Source organism: Pseudomonas sp. DE0010, from assembly GCF_007680745.1.
Taxonomy (GTDB): Bacteria; Pseudomonadota; Gammaproteobacteria; order Pseudomonadales; family Pseudomonadaceae; genus Aquipseudomonas; species Aquipseudomonas parafulva_B.
This window is the reverse complement of record NZ_VEJQ01000028.1, coordinates 25442-43054: the sequence shown is the minus strand read 5'-3', so window position 1 is coordinate 43054 and position 17613 is coordinate 25442. Positions and strand designations below refer to the sequence as shown.

Annotated in this window: 27 protein-coding genes and 1 tRNA gene; 4 read left to right on the top strand and 24 right to left on the bottom strand. The window is 61.1% G+C overall.

The genetic code is table 11. The features are described from left to right. Positions 1-99: 99 nt before the first annotated feature. The 23 genes from FS767_RS18840 to FS767_RS18740 form a co-directional block, all read right to left on the bottom strand. Entirely contained in the window at positions 100-699 is a 600-nt protein-coding gene (locus FS767_RS18840; RefSeq protein WP_144967392.1) for a hypothetical protein, read from the bottom strand. Next, entirely contained in the window at positions 696-872 is a 177-nt protein-coding gene (locus FS767_RS22920; protein WP_178097494.1) for a hypothetical protein, read from the bottom strand. The genes FS767_RS18840 and FS767_RS22920 overlap by 4 nt, the downstream gene beginning before the upstream one ends. A gap of 237 nt (positions 873-1109) precedes the next feature. Further along, positions 1110-1565: a hypothetical protein gene (locus FS767_RS18835; RefSeq protein ID WP_144967390.1), complete on the bottom strand. Its 456-nt coding sequence runs from the start codon at positions 1563-1565 to the stop codon at positions 1110-1112. Beyond that, positions 1562-2161, bottom strand: coding sequence for a tail assembly protein (locus FS767_RS18830; RefSeq protein ID WP_144967389.1), 600 nt, complete (start codon positions 2159-2161; stop codon positions 1562-1564). Before FS767_RS18830 ends, FS767_RS18835 begins: the two co-directional genes overlap by 4 nt. Before the next feature lie 70 nt (positions 2162-2231). Further along, entirely contained in the window at positions 2232-3176 is a 945-nt protein-coding gene (locus FS767_RS18825) for a hypothetical protein (protein WP_256674287.1), read from the bottom strand. A gap of 3 nt (positions 3177-3179) precedes the next feature. Then, the gene (locus FS767_RS18820) at positions 3180-3779 is read right to left on the bottom strand and encodes a hypothetical protein (RefSeq protein ID WP_144967387.1); all 600 of its coding nucleotides are present in this window, start codon (positions 3777-3779) and stop codon (positions 3180-3182) included. After that, positions 3776-4078 carry a hypothetical protein gene (locus FS767_RS18815; protein WP_144967385.1) on the bottom strand — a complete coding sequence of 101 codons (303 nt, stop codon included), beginning with the start codon at positions 4076-4078 and terminating at the stop codon, positions 3776-3778. Before FS767_RS18815 ends, FS767_RS18820 begins: the two co-directional genes overlap by 4 nt. 352 nt (positions 4079-4430) lie before the next feature. Further along, positions 4431-6227, bottom strand: a complete 1797-nt coding sequence (locus tag FS767_RS18810) for a DUF927 domain-containing protein (protein WP_144967383.1) — start codon at positions 6225-6227, stop codon at positions 4431-4433. Next, positions 6214-7104: a toprim domain-containing protein gene (locus FS767_RS18805; RefSeq protein WP_144967381.1), complete on the bottom strand. Its 891-nt coding sequence runs from the start codon at positions 7102-7104 to the stop codon at positions 6214-6216. The genes FS767_RS18810 and FS767_RS18805 overlap by 14 nt, the downstream gene beginning before the upstream one ends. After that, positions 7101-7328 (bottom strand): hypothetical protein, encoded by a 228-nt coding sequence (locus tag FS767_RS18800; RefSeq protein ID WP_144967379.1) that lies wholly within the window; start codon positions 7326-7328, stop codon positions 7101-7103. Before FS767_RS18800 ends, FS767_RS18805 begins: the two co-directional genes overlap by 4 nt. Next, the gene (locus tag FS767_RS18795) at positions 7321-7605 is read right to left on the bottom strand and encodes a hypothetical protein (RefSeq protein WP_144967377.1); all 285 of its coding nucleotides are present in this window, start codon (positions 7603-7605) and stop codon (positions 7321-7323) included. The genes FS767_RS18800 and FS767_RS18795 overlap by 8 nt, the downstream gene beginning before the upstream one ends. A 2-nt stretch (positions 7606-7607) precedes the next feature. Then, the gene (locus FS767_RS18790; protein WP_144967375.1) at positions 7608-8324 is read right to left on the bottom strand and encodes a hypothetical protein; all 717 of its coding nucleotides are present in this window, start codon (positions 8322-8324) and stop codon (positions 7608-7610) included. After that, the gene (locus FS767_RS18785) at positions 8321-8536 is read right to left on the bottom strand and encodes a hypothetical protein (RefSeq protein ID WP_058603143.1); all 216 of its coding nucleotides are present in this window, start codon (positions 8534-8536) and stop codon (positions 8321-8323) included. The genes FS767_RS18790 and FS767_RS18785 overlap by 4 nt, the downstream gene beginning before the upstream one ends. After that, positions 8533-8832: a hypothetical protein gene (locus tag FS767_RS18780; protein ID WP_058603144.1), complete on the bottom strand. Its 300-nt coding sequence runs from the start codon at positions 8830-8832 to the stop codon at positions 8533-8535. The genes FS767_RS18785 and FS767_RS18780 overlap by 4 nt, the downstream gene beginning before the upstream one ends. Then, positions 8829-9161, bottom strand: coding sequence for a hypothetical protein (locus FS767_RS18775; RefSeq protein WP_058603145.1), 333 nt, complete (start codon positions 9159-9161; stop codon positions 8829-8831). The genes FS767_RS18780 and FS767_RS18775 overlap by 4 nt, the downstream gene beginning before the upstream one ends. After that, a complete protein-coding gene (locus FS767_RS22915) occupies positions 9158-9307 on the bottom strand; it encodes a hypothetical protein (protein ID WP_178102750.1) in 150 nt (49 codons plus the stop codon). The genes FS767_RS18775 and FS767_RS22915 overlap by 4 nt, the downstream gene beginning before the upstream one ends. After that, on the bottom strand, positions 9307-9534 hold the full coding sequence (locus tag FS767_RS22910) for a hypothetical protein (RefSeq protein ID WP_058603146.1): 228 nt from the start codon (positions 9532-9534) through the stop codon (positions 9307-9309). Before FS767_RS22910 ends, FS767_RS22915 begins: the two co-directional genes overlap by 1 nt. A gap of 320 nt (positions 9535-9854) precedes the next feature. After that, complete coding sequence (locus FS767_RS18765; protein WP_144967373.1) at positions 9855-10208, bottom strand: hypothetical protein; 354 nt, start codon at positions 10206-10208, stop codon at positions 9855-9857. Then, positions 10209-10475 (bottom strand): AlpA family transcriptional regulator, encoded by a 267-nt coding sequence (locus FS767_RS18760; RefSeq protein ID WP_144967371.1) that lies wholly within the window; start codon positions 10473-10475, stop codon positions 10209-10211. 84 nt (positions 10476-10559) lie between these two features. Further along, complete coding sequence (locus FS767_RS18755) at positions 10560-11504, bottom strand: hypothetical protein (protein ID WP_144967369.1); 945 nt, start codon at positions 11502-11504, stop codon at positions 10560-10562. 141 nt (positions 11505-11645) lie between these two features. Beyond that, positions 11646-12959 carry an integrase arm-type DNA-binding domain-containing protein gene (locus tag FS767_RS18750; protein ID WP_144967367.1) on the bottom strand — a complete coding sequence of 438 codons (1314 nt, stop codon included), beginning with the start codon at positions 12957-12959 and terminating at the stop codon, positions 11646-11648. 161 nt (positions 12960-13120) lie between these two features. Further along, positions 13121-13196 (bottom strand) — tRNA-Thr (locus tag FS767_RS18745). 70 nt (positions 13197-13266) lie between these two features. After that, positions 13267-13677 (bottom strand): pilin, encoded by a 411-nt coding sequence (locus FS767_RS18740; RefSeq protein ID WP_058638634.1) that lies wholly within the window; start codon positions 13675-13677, stop codon positions 13267-13269. Between the two features lie 213 nt (positions 13678-13890). Here FS767_RS18740 and FS767_RS18735 point away from each other — a divergent pair, with 213 nt between their 5' ends. The 4 genes from FS767_RS18735 to yacG are packed head-to-tail and all read left to right on the top strand — an operon-like array spanning position 13891 to position 16787. Then, the gene (locus FS767_RS18735) at positions 13891-15099 is read left to right on the top strand and encodes a type II secretion system F family protein (RefSeq protein WP_144967365.1); all 1209 of its coding nucleotides are present in this window, start codon (positions 13891-13893) and stop codon (positions 15097-15099) included. Between the two features lies 1 nt (position 15100). Beyond that, positions 15101-15970: an A24 family peptidase gene (locus FS767_RS18730; protein WP_144967363.1), complete on the top strand. Its 870-nt coding sequence runs from the start codon at positions 15101-15103 to the stop codon at positions 15968-15970. Further along, positions 15967-16590, top strand: coding sequence for a dephospho-CoA kinase (coaE, locus tag FS767_RS18725; protein WP_144967361.1), 624 nt, complete (start codon positions 15967-15969; stop codon positions 16588-16590). Before FS767_RS18730 ends, coaE begins: the two co-directional genes overlap by 4 nt. Then, positions 16587-16787: a DNA gyrase inhibitor YacG gene (yacG, locus tag FS767_RS18720; protein ID WP_023533231.1), complete on the top strand. Its 201-nt coding sequence runs from the start codon at positions 16587-16589 to the stop codon at positions 16785-16787. The genes coaE and yacG overlap by 4 nt, the downstream gene beginning before the upstream one ends. Before the next feature lie 48 nt (positions 16788-16835). On the opposite strand, the gene FS767_RS18715 is transcribed toward yacG, so the two are convergent. Next, positions 16836-17519: an energy-coupling factor ABC transporter permease gene (locus FS767_RS18715; RefSeq protein WP_144967359.1), complete on the bottom strand. Its 684-nt coding sequence runs from the start codon at positions 17517-17519 to the stop codon at positions 16836-16838. Between the last annotated feature and the right edge of the window lie 94 nt (positions 17520-17613).

Below are 17613 nucleotides of genomic sequence, written 5' to 3'. Positions count from 1 at the left end.
AGCCGTCGCCCTGTTAGCAAATGTTAGTGCCTGACCGGGGCTGGCCAGCCTGCCTAGATCTAACCCATGACGTTGAGCTTCACGTAGGTAACTCACTGGCTATTTGTACTGTCCCAGAATCCTGTTGGCCATCAGCTCTAGGTCAGCGATTTCGACGCTATTCAGTACGATATTCACTGCGTACTCATCCGCCATTACATAGTGGAGTTTGACTTTGTTGTTCTTGCAAATGAGTTCAAAGGAGATTGATGAATCACTGAAGCTGCGAATTCTACCTAGCTCTCCACTTTTAACGACAGAGTTAGGACACCTGCCTGTGGAGATGATCTCTTGACTCGCGGACCTAGCCTTTTTGACCACATCTTGCAGCTTCTCTGCATCTGCCTTATCAAGTTGCCGCATCAGAACATCGTCACTTTCATCGCTTTTGTACATCCCCCAGGTGATTTCAGTTCCGGTCGTACTAACTGTGACCGAAGGCAGCGCTGGGTTTAAGCCCTTCACAGTAACCTCTCGCGTGAGCGCTGAGGCTGCTTGGGAAACCAGAATCGCAGAAAGTACGCTGAGCGCAATTTTTCTCATTTTTGTCATCCGTATTTTTTTCAGTCTAGGAATTTTGCCATCAATCAGACCAGACGTTTTGGTCTGTCTCGCGCCACAAAACGGTGAGGTCGCATTTCGTGGCGCGGGAACAGTCACAGGCAGCTCTTCGTCGACTCCAGCGCCGTTGCTCTACCAGCGCCAAAATCCATGTACCAGCGCTGATAGAACTTCACATCGCTGCCGCTGGCGGACTTGGTGATCTGCAAAATCTCGTTGGTGCCCATATCGTCACCACTGAGCAGGCGGTAACCGCTTTCGGTTTCAGCCAACGTAGCCCCTGGGCGACTCTCTTGCCACTGAGGGAAGACGCACAGAGCATATGCCTTGGGCTGCTTGGCTGTCTGAGCAGAATAGGTCGGGCCCTTCTGAATCAGTTCACCGGGTGAATAACAGCCCGCGACACTTAGGGCAAGAGTTGCGATTATGGCTAGGCCGGTAGAGCGCATGGTTCAGTCATCCGTTACTCAAGAAACGGAAAAGCTAACATGCGCCCGACCAAAGCCCAATCAGTGACGACGCTCTCCGAGCATCTCGGCGCCAGCGGCAACAGCGAACGAATGCCGCCAGCTCTCCATAAGATCGCCCTTGGCACTTGGAGACAGCCCCGTCAGGTAAACGACCGCAGGATGATGACCACCAACGGTGCTAATCAGATCTCGCGTACTCACGCCATGGTCGCTGCAGAAATCTGCAAAAGCTTGGTTCGCTGCGGCAATCTGATCAAGACATTCCAGCTTAGCGGCGCCATCCATAGCTGAACTCGCGAAGTTCAATGCCAGGCCGCGCATCTCGCACTCGAAAAGCTGGGCCACACGACATAGCATTCTCGTCGTGTTGAGAAACTCCAGGCTTGCCACCTCCACATGCTCTGTGGGGCAGTTATCTATCAACTGGCGGACCTGGGCGTGATCTTTTTGAGCAATGGCCTCAATCGTGCGGGCGATCCTTTCACGTACGTTCATACCTTGTCCTCCGCGACAATCGAGGCCGAAATGATCGCCCCGCCCCAGCGTCGTTCGCCGATGCAGATCGGAACGGGGTTACCGCTGGCGGTGGTGTTTTTGGCTGAGCCGAATGCATATGACGGCAGGTTTTCAGGGGCCCCACTCTGGGACAGCCCACTGGCTTGAGGACTTAGCATCTGGATGACGCCGCCGGCCGTCGATCCAATGCCCGCGGCAAGGAATGCCGCCTGAGATCCTGGTGCGACAAAAAACGATGCGATGATGAGCACTACCCCGATGACGGTTTGCAGAACCCCTGCCCGTTTGCTGCCTTGAATCACGGGTAGGAACCAGAGCTCCCGAGCGCCGCCCAGGTCTAGTTCATCCTGTCCGATGTTTTTGCCGTTCTTGAATACCGCGAATCTAAGTCCTCGACTTTCAGCATCGGCCACGTCCTGGGCAAAGCCCGGATAGTTCACGTCAATAGCCTTGACCGCCTCCTTGGGATCGCCCCGGTCCAGCAGGAAACTCTGTTCCTTGAAGTATTTTTTACGAAGGAAGCCGCCGAGGCGCACTTTCGTCCGGGGGGTGTAATGAGCTGCTGTAGCTGCCATGAGTAACTCCTTGATGCGCCGCTGGCGCTTGTTGTGGGCAGGTGCCCGATGGTGTGGTTGATCGGGCCGGTCACCCGATCAGGTTGCAAAGAATCGCCTCTGACTCCGCCATGTCGTCTCGCTGGCTGGCTATCAAGTAGCGGAATACCGCCAGCGCCTCGGCCTTATCGCGTGGCCTGATTTGCGCCAGCAAGCCGAACACGAACCAGTCACGCGCCGTCGCTTCGGGCGGCCCATCGCTGGCGTCTCGGTCTACGGCGTTGCGCAGCCGGTACAGGTGATCCCAGTAGCCCAGCTCGTACAGGCAGTCCGCCAAGGTGTGAGGCAGCAGCTCAGGGTGGGCGTTGAACAGGGCAGCCACTTCGCTCTTGTCGAAGTCACCGAGTTGGCCGGTAGCCTCCAGCCCGCGGAGCGCATCGATGCAGAACGTTTCCGCCTCGGTGTCAGCCAGCAGGGCATCACCGAAGCGAGCGTTACCCTCCAGCCTCAGCCGGTGCCGCTCGATAGCCCGAGTGGCCAGCGCCTCCAGGTCAGCGAAGCCGAACGACGACATGGCGGCGAATGGGTGGCCGGGGTTGGTGGCTATCAGGTGAGCCGTGTAGCGCTTCTCCAGCACATCGAGCGACGTTTTGATCTTCTTGACGCCCTCCATGGCCCGGTCAATCAGAACGGCCTGACCGGTGTTGATGATCGAGCGCAGCCACAGCACCGCATCCACCTCCTTGTCGCCTGTGACCACCTCCTGCGGCGGCAGCTCGGGCACGCTCGGCAGGGTCTCGGCGCTGGCGCTGATCGGCGGCAGTGTGAACATGGCGCGATGCTGCTCGTTGTCGCGGAACGCCCCGGAGCGTGAAACCAGGGTCTTAACCGTTCCCAGTGGTAGGCCTGTAATCTCGGCCACCTCACGCAGCGAGTGACGGCGGCGAAGGTCCAGCACCTGCCGGCGCTGATCGACTGAAACCCGCTGTTTCGTTTTGGCGGCTGAATCCGCTTGTTTCATTGCTGGTGCGGTCATGGCTTACACCACGCTCAGCTTGGGTGGCAGTTTCGGCCCGAGTGGCGCGCCAGGTGCGAACGGGTCAGGCAACACGCCATCCGGGCAATCCCTGATGAAGTCCGCCATGGCGGCGTGGCAGGCGTTGAATAGCGGCGCGTCATTCCACTCCTGTGCCCTGCGCTCTGCGCTGTCCTCCAGCGCATGGGTGAACACCAGGCCTTCCAGGTTGGTGACGCCCTCCTGCCTGGCCCGTTCGCGCTCCACCGTGTTCACGCTCAGCAGGTCGCACAGGCGCTCGAATCCCAGGGCCTGGGCCAGCCCGTCATGGTCGAACAGCAGCGATTGGCCAAACCCGGCCAGCGCCACCAGCGCCTTGGCTCGCTCAACGGATCGGTGCGTCTGTGCCTGTTCCTCCAGGTCGGCAATGGCCTGTCGGGTGAACGGCAGGAACGCTTTCAACTTGCCCGCCTGGCGGCGCATGGCACGTCGCTCAGCGTGGATCGCATCGAGGTTGCTGCTGATGTTGCGGCAGATGCGCCGGGTGGTGATGAGTTGTGTACTAGCGCTGATCCCAGGCTTCAAGGCGATATCGCACAGGCGCATGGTCGGTGTGGGCGTCATGGGTGTGCCTCCATGGGCGTGTTGTCGTAGGTGGCGCGCAGCTCGGCACCAATCGGGCAATAGCGGCCACCAGGCGCATAGCAGCCCCGGCAGGTCATCACGTGGCTGATGTACCGGTCGCGGGCCTGGCGCCATTCAGGCGTGGCGTTGGCGGCGTTGGCGTAGGGGCTGGACGGCAATGGCGCAGGCTCGACTAGCACCAGGCGCGGACGATCCGGGGTGCGTTTCGCCATGGGTGGTTTGCCAGCGCCAGCAACGTTCGGCGGCATGTGATTGAGCAGGTCGGCAAGGAGGCTCATGGCGTCACCATGCCTTGATAGCTGCTAATCAAATGTTTCTGTGAATTCAGAAAGTGTGGGAACAGTGGGAACGGTGGGAACGCCCCAGTAAATTCGCGGCCTCCAGGGGTGTTTTTCTGTTCCCAGTTCGTTCCCACGCCGACTATTGTGGGAACTGTGATAACCAAACAGGGCTGATTAGCACCGCGCTTATATTGAAAAGCGATTGTGTGTTCCCACTTGTTCCCACTCTTTTTATTGGGTGGGAACGGCTGTAAGCCCCGGCCCTGCTGGCTGTTCCCACCGTTCCCACTGTTCCCACCGAATCTAAGTTCCTGTGGATATTGGCAATCTCGGCTAGTGGTTTTGGTGGTCATACTGCAACACCTTCACTGTCCAGGGCCTCGGGGTCGATCACATACAGCCAAGGTGAACCACCACCAGGTACGCGGTACTTTTTGGCGTGTCGTTTACGATCCGCCCCGCGCTCGGCAATCGCGCTGGCGCCATCCAGCGCTTTCACGATGCGGCTCAGCCCGTACCCATGCGCCGCCTCGATCAATGCCGACTTGTTGAACAGATACAGCTGCTTGCCGCCGGACACCTTCCAGTATCCCGCCCGGTTGAACACCTTGGCGTCGGGCGTCTGGTCATTCACGTCCGAAAACCGGCTGCTGCCGTGCTTATCGATGAAGTCGAGGATGCCCGCCAATATCTGGCGGTCTTCGGCATTGCCGCTGCCCACCCGGCTCAGCCACTCACCATAGAGCAACTGGCAGTCAGCCAGAGCGGTGCCCGGCGTCCAGGGCAGTAGGCCGTAGGCAATGGCCATTTCGCCCGCCAGCGCGATCACCGCGAAGCGATCCGCCACGCGTCCGGCCTGAGCGTTGTCCTCCACGAACTGGGCGCGGATACCGGCGAAGTCCTCGAGCAGGCCGGGGCGGTCATCGCTGGCCAGCAGCTTCTCCACAAAGGCCGGCCCGATGTGTCCGTGGTTCGCTCCTACGGCCACCGTGAGCTGGCGGTGGAAGTCGGCGCCCTCCAGGCCATGCAATTCATCGAAGGCGCGGTGTGTGCGGGTACCGGCATTCACGTCGACCATACGCAGCTCAGCGCCAGCGTGGGCGGCATTGCCGCTGATGGCCGCGTGCTCGGACAGAGAGCGCTCACCGCTGGACAGCGCCAGCAGGCGCCAGCTCAGTTTGCCGCGGGCCTCCCGGTCACGGGTCATGGTGCCCTTGCCCTGGCCGTTGGCGAGCGAGTAGGCCATTTCCTGTACGCGCTTGGGATCGGCCCGTTTGATCTCGTCCAGGGGCAGCATGGTGTCGTTACGGCTGGACGCCTCGATCTCCAAGCCGCCCTTGGTCATGTCCCACGATGCGGCGAAGATGCCGGGGTCGCCCCATACGGATGAGCCGATCAGTTGCGCCAGCGACTTGCCGCTGGAACTGTCGCCCACCAGGTGAACACCGCCACCCAGCACGCCCACTAGGCTCAGCAGCGGGCCAGCGAGGGCGCAGCCGATGGCCAAGGTCAGTACCGGGTTACCCTCGCACTTGGCCGCAACCTCGACCTTCCAGCCCTCCAGGCTACCGCGCACGCTGAACAGGTTCTGTCCCTTGGCGCTGGCCTGGTAGCGCACCTTGTCGCTGCCAATGGTGCGCCCAGGCAGCACAAAGGCGCCCGACTCATGCCAGCCGGGGCGGCAGGTGGTGGCAAACACTTCTGCAGGGCGCTGGTCCAGCAGGTACTCCATGAACTGGCCGCGCTTCTTCAAGGCGATGATGACGCCCATGCCGAACAGCGTCCGCCTGGCGTCCTCGCCGCTCCCACCGAACACCTCCATGGGAATGATCCACTCCTTGGGACCGCTGTCGGTGAGCAGGCGCAGAAACCGGCCTTCGCTACCATCGTCGCTGTTGGTGGTGCGGGCAGTGACGGTCACCGGCGTGGCGATCCACTCGTCAGTGATCGGGCGGTCGGCCTTGTCGTCGTCGCTGTCATCATCGCCGGCGCTGCGCTTGAAGCCGTGCCAGTACACGCCGGGCTTGAGCCTGCGGCCCTTTTCATTGGTTACCCAGTGCTCGTACACGCCCCAGCACGGGCGATCAGGCTCGACCCTGGGCGCTTCGGGGCGCAGGTTGATGACATTGGTATCAGGCGGGCGCATGGCGGCACCTCCAGGCGGCGAGGTCGTTGAAGTCGGTAAGGGTCAGCGGCGCGTCGGCAGGCCACTCGGGGAAGGTCACCAGGCCACCGCATGCGGCTGCGGCATCATTGGCGGCGGTGCGCCCCGGATTGCCCTTGCCTTCGGCCTCGGTCTGGCGGTCGTCGTCGCCGGCGATGATGATTTCGGTGTCGGGGTGGTCGGCCCGTAGCGCCAGCGCCACCGGTTTCAGGTTCCCGGCGTTCATCGCACAAGCGACCGTGTAGCCGCTTTCGTGAAGCGTGGCACCCGTGGCCCATCCCTCACAGATACACAGTGGCTTGCCCGGCGTGATGCGCCCCAGTGGCGAATAGGCGCCTTTGATCCGCCCGCCATACAGAAAGCGCTTGTCGCCGTCCGGGGCGATCCGTTGCAGGTTCACCAGCACACCACCGGCATACAGGGGGACCAGCAGGTCGTCACCACGCTGGCGCAAACCATGGGCTCGAATGTCCTTGGCGACCAGGTAGGGGTGGGCCGGATCAGCACGACGGGCATCACGCCACCAGCGCTGCGCCAGGCCGGCCGCTCTGAGCTGGCGCCGCTGCCGTTCGGCCTCCCGCTGCCGCCGGGCCTGCTCGATGCGCTGGCGCACATGCTCGGCTTCGCGGGCGTCCACCGGTTCACGGCTACACCAGGTGTTGGTGCCGCCCGTCTTCCAGCTCCCGAACGCGCCCGAGGCAATGCCATCAGCAAACAGGCAGTACCAGCCATTGAGCGTGCCAGGCTTGTCGCCGGGAACGTGGAAGCGGTGAATGTCGCCATCGTCCAGGGGCAGCCAGTCGAGCGGCCCGTAGGCCGACTGGAGCACGTCACGGAACAAGATCACAGGATCAGTCATGCGGCCCCCTGCGGCGGCGTGAAGCGCTTGGCCAGCCGTTCCAGTTGGTTGGTCAGGCGTTTCAGCTCAGGGCAGTGACGGCCAGCATCACCCTCGGCAATGCGCAGCTCCAAGAAGCCCACCAGGGTTTCCACCAGCAGGGCATAGCTGGCGGTGTCGATGTAAGCGCCAGCAGTCGGCGGACCACCGGCACCCTTGCGGCGAATCGGCGTAACCTTACTCATGGTTCACCCCCTCGGCGCCAGCGAAGGCCCGGCAGACCTGGCCGTTGTTCACAGCGTGCCAGTAGGTCAGTTCGTCCAGCGACTCGACGAGGCAGGCCGTCACCACCGCCTCAGCACTACGCAAAACTACGCGCCCGCACTCGGCATCGGCCTGGCTCAAGAACGGCCCCAGCAGCGCACGTTCGGCCTTCGGATGACTCACGTAAAACAGCTCGGTGGCTTTCTTCGGGCAAGCCGATCCCGTCAGCGCAGCGAGGCGCTGTTGAAAACTGGTCATTTTTAACCCCTCAGTCTGGAGTCGCGGCGATGGACGCGGCGGCGGTTTCGGGTGTGTTCAATCAGCGCCGGGGAGACGTGCGGCCCGACGAATGCGGCCAGTTCCTCGGTTTTCAGCATCGAGGCAGGCACATAGGCGTACTGGCCACTTGGCAGCGCCTTGGGCGTCCCGCGGGTGCGAGGCATATGCTGGTTGAGCAACTCCAGGTCGGTAGCCATTTCCTCCTGCAAGCGCTTGCCTGTCTCGCTCAGCGGCAGTGGCTCGCCGGGCCTTACCTGCTCCCAGGCATAGCGATCTGCAAGCATCTCGTTCACGCGGTACATCACCTTGTGGCACCGATCGCGGGCTGCCAAATCAGGCATCAGGGCGATATCCCAGTACGCGAAATTGTCAACGTGGTGGCCGATCTCATGACTGACGATGAACGGGTAAATTTCGCTGTCATCCAGCGCCGACCAGTCCAGCTCAGGGCGGTGGGTACCACGGAAAGCGCCAGCATTCACACTGGTGGCCAGCTTGATAGCAATACGTTCATCACACAGACGGCTGTCACTCGACACGTCATGAATGATCGGCTGCGCCCAGCAGCTGTACTCGCCCCAAATGCCGCCCAGGTTGGTGAAGGTGTCCAACGTCAAGCCAACCCCATTCGACTTGGCCAACTCTGCGAACTGGCGATACTGACGGCGGGTAATGCGCAGGGTCGTGTCGGTCTTCACAGATCACCCCCTTGCTCAGCAATCACGCCGTCCAGCAGCTCGGCCCAGGCCATGGCGGTGTGCTGCGCCATCACTGCGGTGACGCGGGCGACGATGACTGGCGTGGTGGGTGCGGCGATCAGCGCCAGAGCCATGCTCAGTAGTACCAGCACGCCTTGTACGTCGCGCAGATCGTCTTGGATATCGCTCGGCAACTGGATAACGGAAGTCATACAAGACCTCCGTTAGCAGCAGGCTGGCCAACAACACCATGCGAGGCACCAAGGTGGCGGTGGCGCCAGCAATAATTGCCACTGAACGACTGGATCTGCTCGAGGTGACGGGCAATGTCGCAGGCCAGCTCGTTGTCATACCCGCCCATCGCCGGGATCACCAGCGTGAGCAGGATCTTCTCCAGCTTCTTGTGCTCTTCGCGGGCGAAATTCATGTAGCACATCTCGCGAGCATCCAGCACCGCCTCAGACAGAACCTCACCATCAAGAGCCGCTACTGCCGGGAAGTTATTCATTGGGCACCCCCGACTTGGGCTGCGGCCTTGAAATGCTCAACCAGCGCAGCGCCTGGGCGCGGCTGGCGCTGGCATTTCTCCAGCGCGGCGGAGACTTCTTCTGATACGCGCAAGGCATGATCCAGGCCCGCCAAGGAACCGCGGCAGCGCCCTTGGATGCTGATTGATGCGGACGGGAAATCAGCGCCCACGATGGCCGCGATATCCGTAGCAATGCCGCAGCCGATCACCGGAGGAATGCGGAACATCTCTTGGCCCGGCATGGTGACCACAACCTGAGATTGAATGAAGCCCTGTACAGCTTCGACGGCCTGTTGAACGCAAGTCACTGGGCACCGCCTTGCGCTTCCAGGGCGCGGGCTTTCGCCATGGCGGCGTTGTAGCGCTTGAGGCGCGTGGCAAGGCTGGAGTCAGCGCGAAGTGCGGCCAGGGCCAGGCGGCGGTGGGCGTATGCGCGAAGGCTGAAGTTCTTCATCACTGGGCACCACCCTTCAGCCAGAAGCTGCGGTAGACCTCATAGGCTGCATCATTGAGGCCAGGGACGAAGCGAGTTGCCAAGGTCTTCGCCACCTCACCTTCAAGGGTGGCAGTGATACGGGAAAGCTCAGAGGGGGTGGAGTAGCGCGTAAGCGTCTTCAGCAGCTTTGAGCAGTAGGCGCGCTGATGCTCGCGGGAAATTTCGGACGGATTGAGGGCGTGCATGGGTCGAGCTCCTTGATTTGAGGAGCTGCCACTGATCGTCGCCAAACGATTTAGGGTGGCAGCTGTACGCAGGTTGGCGAACCGGGAATCAAGGAACCCGGCAGACCCAAGGGTCTCCCGCGCACAGCCGCCATAACACGGGACTGCGGGCACAAAAAAAGCGCCTGCAATCGTGATAGGGGCGCTTATGCGCCTTGATTTCGTCGGGTCGCCAAACCCGGCCGCTGAATTTGCAGCGACCGGCGAACCATACCGAGCATCACAATTGCCTGCAACCAGAATTATCGACCGTTCATCGCGGTTCTTGAGCGCCAAACTAATCATGCCGCCACCCGCTGGCGCTGCTTCAGCGGCGAGCACAGCATTTCCAGCACCGCGCTGGCGCGACGGCGCTCGCTGGCGGGAAGGGTGTACCGGGTCACGGTGCAAGGTTCGCCCCAGTGATTAGGTACATGCTCGAGTTGGCGCTGGAACTTCAGGCCATAGCCATTGGCCAGGCTGCTGATAGTCGAGTGCAAGCAGTGGTCGCCCAGGCGTTCGGCCTCGAAGCGTTGCAAGCTGCCGTCATTCACCATGTACGCTAACACCCGGGCGATCTTGCTCGGCGGCTTGCTGGTGGTAATATCGCCTTGCGACTGGCTGCGTTTCTCTTCGGGGATCGTGGCCTTTTTCATTTACGCCACCTCGCGCAAAGCGATGCGCTGGCGCACCCAAGCCTGAATCTCAGCGAGAACGAATCCCACAGGCGATCCGCGAGACTTGCTGTTGCTCAGCGATACAGGGCGGGGGAAGGTCGGATCATCCTTGAGGCGCTTGTATACGGTGGCGCGAGCCAGGCCAGTGATGGCCTCGACCTCGGGGAAGCGGATGATGGTGTTCGTTGGATCGAATAGGTGAGTAGTCGAAAAGGCAGGCTGTACATGAGCCGATATTTTCTGCATGTCCTGTGTCCCGTGATAGCTGTAGATAACGGGATACAGGTTCGCAAGTTGTTTGCTCGTTGAGCACGACGAAGCGCGGGTATTTCACCCTTGGTTTTGGCTCGGAAAGATAAGGCTTTTGTTCGCCTTAAGTGTCGTCAGAACATGCTCAAAATCGAGTCCTCTTCTGTCGGCAATACGCTTTGCGACGACCTCCCGGTGAGCATCCATTTCGCTCTTCGCCAAACGTTCTATGGTCCGCATCTCCAAGGGGCGGCTTACGAACGACAGTCCCATGAGATGAAAGACTGACTTCTTATGGAACGACTGAAATATTTGCTGATGTATCCGCAAAAGATCAGTAGCGAAGAGGCGTGCCGGCAAATCGATATCGTTTCTACGGCTCGGCGTAAATACGTTCTCGTCGTGGGTATTCAGATCTCGAAGAGCAGCCCCTGTCCTTAAGCTATAGCCTAGGTTTTTTCGCAGGTCGTCAGGAAGCCATTCAGCGCCTAGTACGTCCTCGAGCTCAGAGATCAGATCTTTCAAACGACGTATGGTAGACGGCCCCTCAATCACCGCCCGATGCCCTATGCCGCTGACATATCGATAGGAAGCCCCGGCAACTAAAGAGAGATATGTAAGGTAGTGGCAAGGAATTCTGGCAATCTTCAGCGCCATACTTCCGGCATGCGGTCCTCTATCTAGCCGAACATTTGCCCTCCAGCGCTCTAATTCACGCAGGATGGGCCCCTCCCAGTGATTCTCGGGCACCTTGACGTAGGACAGGCATTTGAATGCCATTGCAAAGGCAGGCTCTGCATCGAACCATTCAATTGTGCGCTTGCATTCAGCGCCTAAAACCTCGTTGTATTTCTCTTCTAGAAGCTTGGCGCAAGCAATAGCAGTTTCTGCTAGGGAGGAGTCGGAGTGACGGGCTCCCGGCAGCTTATCCAGTTCAAAGACAATTGCCCTGGAGGCTTGTTCGACAAACTTATCCGCCACCAACGACAGTTCAAGAAAATTTTCTGGTGTAGGTATTTCTGTCATATGCACTCCAACGCTATCTATCCTGCCTGTCGGCACGCTCCCGCTCACCAGCCAAGGGGCTGACCTGGAGACCAAAACACTGTCCATCCAGACAGTGCTGTTCAGTCTATATCTGTCTACGCGAGCAATGGAAGGTCCGCATCAGGCCCTCTTGATCGGCACCACACTGGCATTCTGCTCAGCACGATTCGCGTAGTCGTATGGGGTAACGTGCTTCTCGCGATTTGCATCGAGGTAGTCCGCCCACCACTGAACCATTAGCCGGCGCTCCTCGATGTACTCGGCCTTATGGATGTACGCCGCTCGCACACTGTTGCGCTCTTGGTGGCTCATCTGTCGCTCTACCGCGTCCTTGCTCCACAGCCCTGACTCGACCAGAGCGGAACAGGCCATAGCCCTGAAACCATGCCCGCACACCTCGGTTTTGGTGTCGTAACCCATGCGCCGAAGAGCCTTATTCACCGTGTTCTCGCTCATCGGCTTCCAGTGGTTGCTGTCACCCGCGAACACCAGGTCGAAGCGCCCGGTGAGCTGGCGTACCTGCTCGAGCGTGGCCAGGGCCTGGCGACTGAGAGGTACCAGGTGGGGCGTGCTCATCTTGGAGCCTCGGTGCGAGTTCTTCACGCCCTCGATCTGCTGGCGCTCGCCGGGGATTTCCCACATGGAGCGACCGGCGTCGATCTCTGGCCAGCGAGCAAACCGCAGCTCACTGGAGCGGATAAAGACCAGCAGGGTGAGTTGGGTGGCCAGCCGGGTCAGCGGGCGACCGGTGTCGCTGTTGATTCTTTGCAGCAGCTCAGGCAGCCGATCCAGCGCCAGCGCAGGCCGGTGGACAGTCTTGCGTGTGGCGGTTGCGCCCTGAAGGTCCACCGCTGGGTTGGTGTCGATGTGTCCGTGCTGGACAGCCATGCGCATGATCCCGGTCATGTACTGACGTAGCCGGCCGGCAGTGTCCAGAACTTCGCGCTTCTCCACAGCCTTGAGCGGCGCCAGCAGGTCGCGGGTCTTGAGGCCGGCCACCGGGCGCTGGCCCAGGGCCGGGAGCAGGTAAGTTTCGATTCGCCGCCACACCGTCGCGGCATGACCTGTAGACCACTTCTTAGAGCAAGCGTCATGCCAGTCCTTGGCCAGCACGGCGAAGGTGTTGGCCCTGGCATTCGCTGCCTCGACCTTCTCCTGCCTGGCGTTCTCAATCGGGTCTTTGCCGTGCGCCAACAGCTCCAGCGCTTCGGCCCGCCTCTCTCGGGCAGCCTTCAGAGACAACGCGGGGTAGTTGCCGAAGGTGGCCAGCCCCTCCCTGCCATCCGGCCGCTTGAACTTCATGCGCCAGATCTTGCTGCCGTTCTTCTTGACCAGCAGGAACAGGCCCTGGCCGTCGAATAGGGTGTAGTCCTTGTCCCGCGGCTTGGCGGCCTCGCATTTGGGGTCTGAGAGTGGCGTAACAGTGCGTGCCATAGGTATACGTTTTCTCGTCGAACCGGCGTATACCCTAACGTATACCTAAAATCGGTATATGCCTAGAGACAGAACGAGATAGGTAGAAACAAGAAAGCCCGCACTTGGCGGGCTTTTCAGGGGATTCCGTGTACAAGGAGAGACGTATCGAAACAGCTGGATGGTGCCGGAGACAGGAATCGAACCTGCGACCTTCGCGTTACGAGTGCGCTGCTCTACCGACTGAGCTACACCGGCGTGTAGCGCAACGTACCACTGCTGCACCCGTTACGCAAACCTCTGTTTCCATTCGTTTATTGCGTCACCCTTAGGGCGCGGCGCAGCCGTTGGGGGCGAGGTCGGTTTCGATGTCGGTGGTGCAGGCCCAACCGGTGGCTGAGCGGGTCAGGGTCAGGGCCTTGCCCAGCACGGTCGCGGGGGCGTCGACCAGGGTGCAGACGATGCGGCCACTGGCATCGCTGGCCTTGCCGGTGGCGGTGATCGCGCAATGGGCGGTGCTGGGCTGGCCGCCGAGGCTGGCGACGTCGGTGACGTCGCGGCCTTCGTTCAAGCGCAGGTCCATCGCGGTTTTCAGGGCGCTGATCTCCAGCAGGCCGGCGGCGGCCTTGGAGCGGGCTTGGTGGTTGGTGTACATCGGTAAGGCGATGGTCGCCAGAATGCCGATGATCGCGACGACGATCATCAGTTCGATCAGGGTGATGCCGCGTTGCCCTTTCATGAACAATTTCCTTTTCGATACGCAGACTCAGTGAGGTCAGGCTTGCCTCGACCGGCAGCGGCGCAGTAGGCCTGAACAGACACCTTTTGTCACCCCTACCCGCTTGGGCTTTGCCCTCGCTGCACTACTCTAGTGACCATCGGAAAGGCGCGCCTTTCCATGGATGGGGCAAGCTGTTTCCAGGCTTGTCACAGGGACGAAAAGGACATGTGCATGACGTCATCTACGCATCTCTATACCTGGCAGGGCACGGACGCCAGCGGCGCACCCGTCAGCGGCCAGACCACGGGGCGCAGCCCGGCCTATGTACAGGCTGCGCTGATTCGCCAAGGCATCACGGTGGCGCGGGTGCGGCCAGCGGGAGGGCTGGCACTGACCTGGCCGCGTTGGCAGGCCAGGCCGGACACGGCGGGTTTCAGTCGGCAGTTGGCGACCTTGCTGCGAGCGGGTGTGCCGTTGTTGCAGGCGTTCGAAGTAATGAGCCGTAGCGGCTGCCCCGAGGGGCAGGCGGTGGTGCTGCTGGCGCTGAAAAAAGACTTGGGCGCGGGGTTGGGATTGGCGGATGCCTTGCAACGCCATCCGCGCTGGTTCGATGGGCTGTACTGCAACCTGGTACGGGTGGGTGAGCAGTCGGGGACGCTGGATCGCCAGCTCGAACAGTTGGCGTGCATGCTGGAGCAGCGGCGCACACTTGAGAAGAAGGTACGAAAGGCGATGGCCTATCCCATCCTGCTGTTGCTCACGGGGTTGGGGGTTTCGACCATCTTGTTGCTGGAAGTGATTCCGCAGTTCGAATCGATGTTCGTCGGCATGGGTACGGCATTGCCAGCTCTCACCCAGTGGGTGATAGACCTGTCTGCGGGGTTCGGGCAGGTGGCGCCCTGGGTGGCGCTGGCAGGGGTACTGCTGGGCATCGGTGGGCGCCAGCTGTATCGCCAGCATGCACCGGCACGCCTGTGGTGCGCGCAGCAACTGCTAAGCATGCCGGTGTTCGGAGCGTTGTTGGGGCAGGCTGCGCTGGCGCGGTTCGCCCGCAGCCTGGCGACCAGTTATGCGGCTGGGGTGCCGTTGCTGGACGCGCTGGGCACGGTGGCCAGGGTTTGCGGCGGTGAGCTTCACGAGCAGGCGGTGATGCGTTTGCGTCAAGCACTGGTGAACGGTCGGGCCCTCAATCAGGCGATGGCTGAGGAGCGCGTGTTCCCGCCCCTGCTGGTGCAAATGACGGCAATCGGCGAGGCGAGCGGGACCTTGGACCAGATGCTGGACAAGGCTGCGATCCATTATGAGGACCAGGTCAGCCAGGCCCTGGACCAGCTGGCCAGTCTGCTGGAACCGGCCATCGTGCTGGTGCTGGGAGTGCTGGTCGGTGGACTGGTGGTGGCGATGTACCTGCCGATTTTCCAACTGGGTAGCCTGATCTGATATGACGGTATGGACACTGCAGGGCATGGAGCCTGCGCATTTCATCGCCTGGGCCGCGCTGCTCGGTTTGTTGGCAGGCAGCTTCATCAATGTTGTAGCGCATCGTTTGCCGATCATGCTCAAGCGGCAATGGCGACGCACTGCGCAAGAGATACTGGAGCTACCCCCAACCTCGTCTGCGCGGTTCGATTTATGGTTACCCGGCTCCCATTGCCCTCTGTGCAAGCACGCCATCCGGGCGTGGGAGAACATCCCTGTGCTCAGTTACCTGGCACTCAATGGCCGTTGCCAGGGATGCAAGGGCCGGATCAGCGTGCGCTATCCCTTGGTCGAGGTGGCCTGTACCCTATTGTCGGTGACAATTGCGTGGCGCTTCGGCCCGTCGGAGCAAGCGCTTTTTGCGCTGCTGCTGACCTGGTGCCTGCTGACGCTGAGCCTGATCGATGCGGATCACCAGCTGTTGCCCGACGTACTGGTGTTGCCGGCAGTGTGGCTGGGGCTGATCGTCAATGCTGGCGATGTGTTCGCGCCACTTGGCGATGCGCTGTGGGGCGCCGTGCTGGGTTATCTAAGCCTCTGGACCGTCTACTGGGCATTCAAGTTGATGACCGGCAAGGAAGGCCTTGGGTACGGTGACTTCAAGTTGATGGCGCTCATCGGTGCCTGGGGTGGCTGGCAGGTACTGCCGCTAACCCTCTTGCTGTCCTCGGTAGCGGGCGCATTCATAGGGTTGTGCCTGATCGGGCTGCGCCGGCATGCCATGGGGGCGGCAATGCCCTTTGGGCCTTATCTGGCCATTGCGGGGTGGATTGCCGTGCTCTGGGGTGATGAAATACCCCCCTCCTACATGCAACTGCTTGGATTCCAATGACCACAGCGGCCACAACACCCTGGATTCTCGGCCTCACCGGCGGCATTGGCAGCGGCAAGAGCGCCGCAGCCGAGCGCTTCGTCGAGCTTGGCGTGCACCTGGTCGATGCCGATCAGGCAGCGCGGTGGGTGGTCGAGCCCGGCCGCCCAGCCTTGGCGAGCATCGTCGAGCACTTCGGCCCTGCCGTGCTGCAGGCGGATGGGCAGCTTGACCGTGCCGCGCTGCGCCAGTTGATCTTCACCGACCCGGCGCAGCGCAAATGGCTGGAGCGATTGCTGCACCCGCTGATCGGCCAGGAGATTTTCAGTTACCTGGCCAAAGGGCAATCGCCTTATGCGGTGTATGTCTCGCCCCTGCTGATCGAGTCGGGGCAGTATAAGAAAACCCAGCGCGTACTGGTCATCGACGCCCCGCAGACCCTGCAGGTAGCACGCACCCTCGCCCGCGACCACACCAGCGCCGAACAGGTGCAGGCCATTCTTCAGGCCCAGCTGCCGCGTGAAGAACGCCTGCGCCATGCCGATGACGTGGTGGTCAATGACGGCGACCTAGGTCACTTGCATGCGCAGATCGACCGACTGCACCACTTTTATCTGACTTTACGAGGAGGCCAGCCATGAGCCAGCCATTGACCGTCGATTGCCCGACCTGTGGCGCACCTGTGGAATGGAACGAGAAGAACACCTTCCGGCCGTTCTGCTCCGACCGCTGCAAACTGATCGACCTGGGCGCCTGGGCGTCCGAGGAGCACAAGATTCCCGGGGCCGAGGACTCGGAAGACGAATTGTATTCGGGGGACCTGGAGCCTCGTCACTGAACATTTCAGAAACCCACCAGGTAGACGCTGCTCAGCGAGGCATGGCTGTCAGCCACCGCCTTCCTTCCAGGGAGCCTGCAGGTATCGAGTGCGGTTGAACGTCTCCAGCCATTCGGGGCAGAAGACCACCAGTGCGCTGATGACGGTTCCGTTGATGAACGCTTCGGGAAACATCATCAGCCACAGGTAGCCCACGAAATCACTCAGCCACTCCGGCATGGCGAACAACCCATCGAGCCAGAGCAATCCCAGCGCGGCGGTGAGGCAGACGATCACCGTCAGTGCCGCCGGGAAAAACCCTGAGCAAAAGATGTACACGAAAAGGTTTCGCGGCTGCGCGCGTTCCACCGCGATGGCACAGACTTCGGTGACCAGCACCGGCAGGCCGACCAGCAGCAGGCCGTTGACCCCTAACGCAGTCAACTCCTGACGCCCGAGCAGCAGCAGGCCCACTTGCGCCATGAAGCCACCTAGAACTGCCAGCGGCCAGTCCAGCAGCAGGGTGACGGCGGTCATGCCGATGAAGTGGTAGGACACGCCCGTGTCGAAATCACGCCGAACCAACCACAGCGCGAACAACCCGACCACGGTGCCGAACAGCAAGTGCTGGCGCCGCCGGTCGGTGACCAGCTCGACCCAGCGGGCCTGACTGGCGGCCCAGGCGAGCAGCGGCACGTAGCCGAGCCAGCAAACGGTCAGCGTTGTTCCCGACAGCACATGCGCGCTGATCATTTAGGAATAACCTCAATCAATGCATGGACAAAGGGAGTCTACACGGATTGCCTTGGTATCAGCGTCTCCCTACACCACAAGCATGCAATTCATT

Excerpts from the sequence above, each read along its gene's own strand:
- FS767_RS18835 (WP_144967390.1), bottom strand. The coding sequence starts at position 1,565 with ATGAACGTACGTGAAAGGATCGCCCGCACGATTGAGGCCATTGCTCAA.
- FS767_RS18830 (WP_144967389.1), bottom strand. The coding sequence starts at position 2,161 with ATGGCAGCTACAGCAGCTCATTACACCCCCCGGACGAAAGTGCGCCTC.
- FS767_RS18825 (WP_256674287.1), bottom strand. The coding sequence starts at position 3,176 with ATGACCGCACCAGCAATGAAACAAGCGGATTCAGCCGCCAAAACGAAA.
- FS767_RS18820 (WP_144967387.1), bottom strand. The coding sequence starts at position 3,779 with ATGACGCCCACACCGACCATGCGCCTGTGCGATATCGCCTTGAAGCCT.
- FS767_RS18815 (WP_144967385.1), bottom strand. The coding sequence starts at position 4,078 with ATGAGCCTCCTTGCCGACCTGCTCAATCACATGCCGCCGAACGTTGCT.
- FS767_RS18810 (WP_144967383.1), bottom strand. The coding sequence starts at position 6,227 with ATGCGCCCGCCTGATACCAATGTCATCAACCTGCGCCCCGAAGCGCCC.
- FS767_RS18805 (WP_144967381.1), bottom strand. The coding sequence starts at position 7,104 with ATGACTGATCCTGTGATCTTGTTCCGTGACGTGCTCCAGTCGGCCTAC.
- FS767_RS18800 (WP_144967379.1), bottom strand. The coding sequence starts at position 7,328 with ATGAGTAAGGTTACGCCGATTCGCCGCAAGGGTGCCGGTGGTCCGCCG.
- FS767_RS18795 (WP_144967377.1), bottom strand. The coding sequence starts at position 7,605 with ATGACCAGTTTTCAACAGCGCCTCGCTGCGCTGACGGGATCGGCTTGC.
- FS767_RS18785 (WP_058603143.1), bottom strand. The coding sequence starts at position 8,536 with ATGACTTCCGTTATCCAGTTGCCGAGCGATATCCAAGACGATCTGCGC.
- FS767_RS18780 (WP_058603144.1), bottom strand. The coding sequence starts at position 8,832 with ATGAATAACTTCCCGGCAGTAGCGGCTCTTGATGGTGAGGTTCTGTCT.
- FS767_RS22915 (WP_178102750.1), bottom strand. The coding sequence starts at position 9,307 with ATGAAGAACTTCAGCCTTCGCGCATACGCCCACCGCCGCCTGGCCCTG.
- FS767_RS22910 (WP_058603146.1), bottom strand. The coding sequence starts at position 9,534 with ATGCACGCCCTCAATCCGTCCGAAATTTCCCGCGAGCATCAGCGCGCC.
- FS767_RS18765 (WP_144967373.1), bottom strand. The coding sequence starts at position 10,208 with ATGAAAAAGGCCACGATCCCCGAAGAGAAACGCAGCCAGTCGCAAGGC.
- FS767_RS18760 (WP_144967371.1), bottom strand. The coding sequence starts at position 10,475 with ATGCAGAAAATATCGGCTCATGTACAGCCTGCCTTTTCGACTACTCAC.
- FS767_RS18755 (WP_144967369.1), bottom strand. The coding sequence starts at position 11,504 with ATGACAGAAATACCTACACCAGAAAATTTTCTTGAACTGTCGTTGGTG.
- FS767_RS18750 (WP_144967367.1), bottom strand. The coding sequence starts at position 12,959 with ATGGCACGCACTGTTACGCCACTCTCAGACCCCAAATGCGAGGCCGCC.
- FS767_RS18740 (WP_058638634.1), bottom strand. The coding sequence starts at position 13,677 with ATGAAAGGGCAACGCGGCATCACCCTGATCGAACTGATGATCGTCGTC.
- FS767_RS18735 (WP_144967365.1), top strand. The coding sequence starts at position 13,891 with ATGACGTCATCTACGCATCTCTATACCTGGCAGGGCACGGACGCCAGC.
- FS767_RS18730 (WP_144967363.1), top strand. The coding sequence starts at position 15,101 with ATGACGGTATGGACACTGCAGGGCATGGAGCCTGCGCATTTCATCGCC.
- coaE (WP_144967361.1), top strand. The coding sequence starts at position 15,967 with ATGACCACAGCGGCCACAACACCCTGGATTCTCGGCCTCACCGGCGGC.
- yacG (WP_023533231.1), top strand. The coding sequence starts at position 16,587 with ATGAGCCAGCCATTGACCGTCGATTGCCCGACCTGTGGCGCACCTGTG.
- FS767_RS18715 (WP_144967359.1), bottom strand. The coding sequence starts at position 17,519 with ATGATCAGCGCGCATGTGCTGTCGGGAACAACGCTGACCGTTTGCTGG.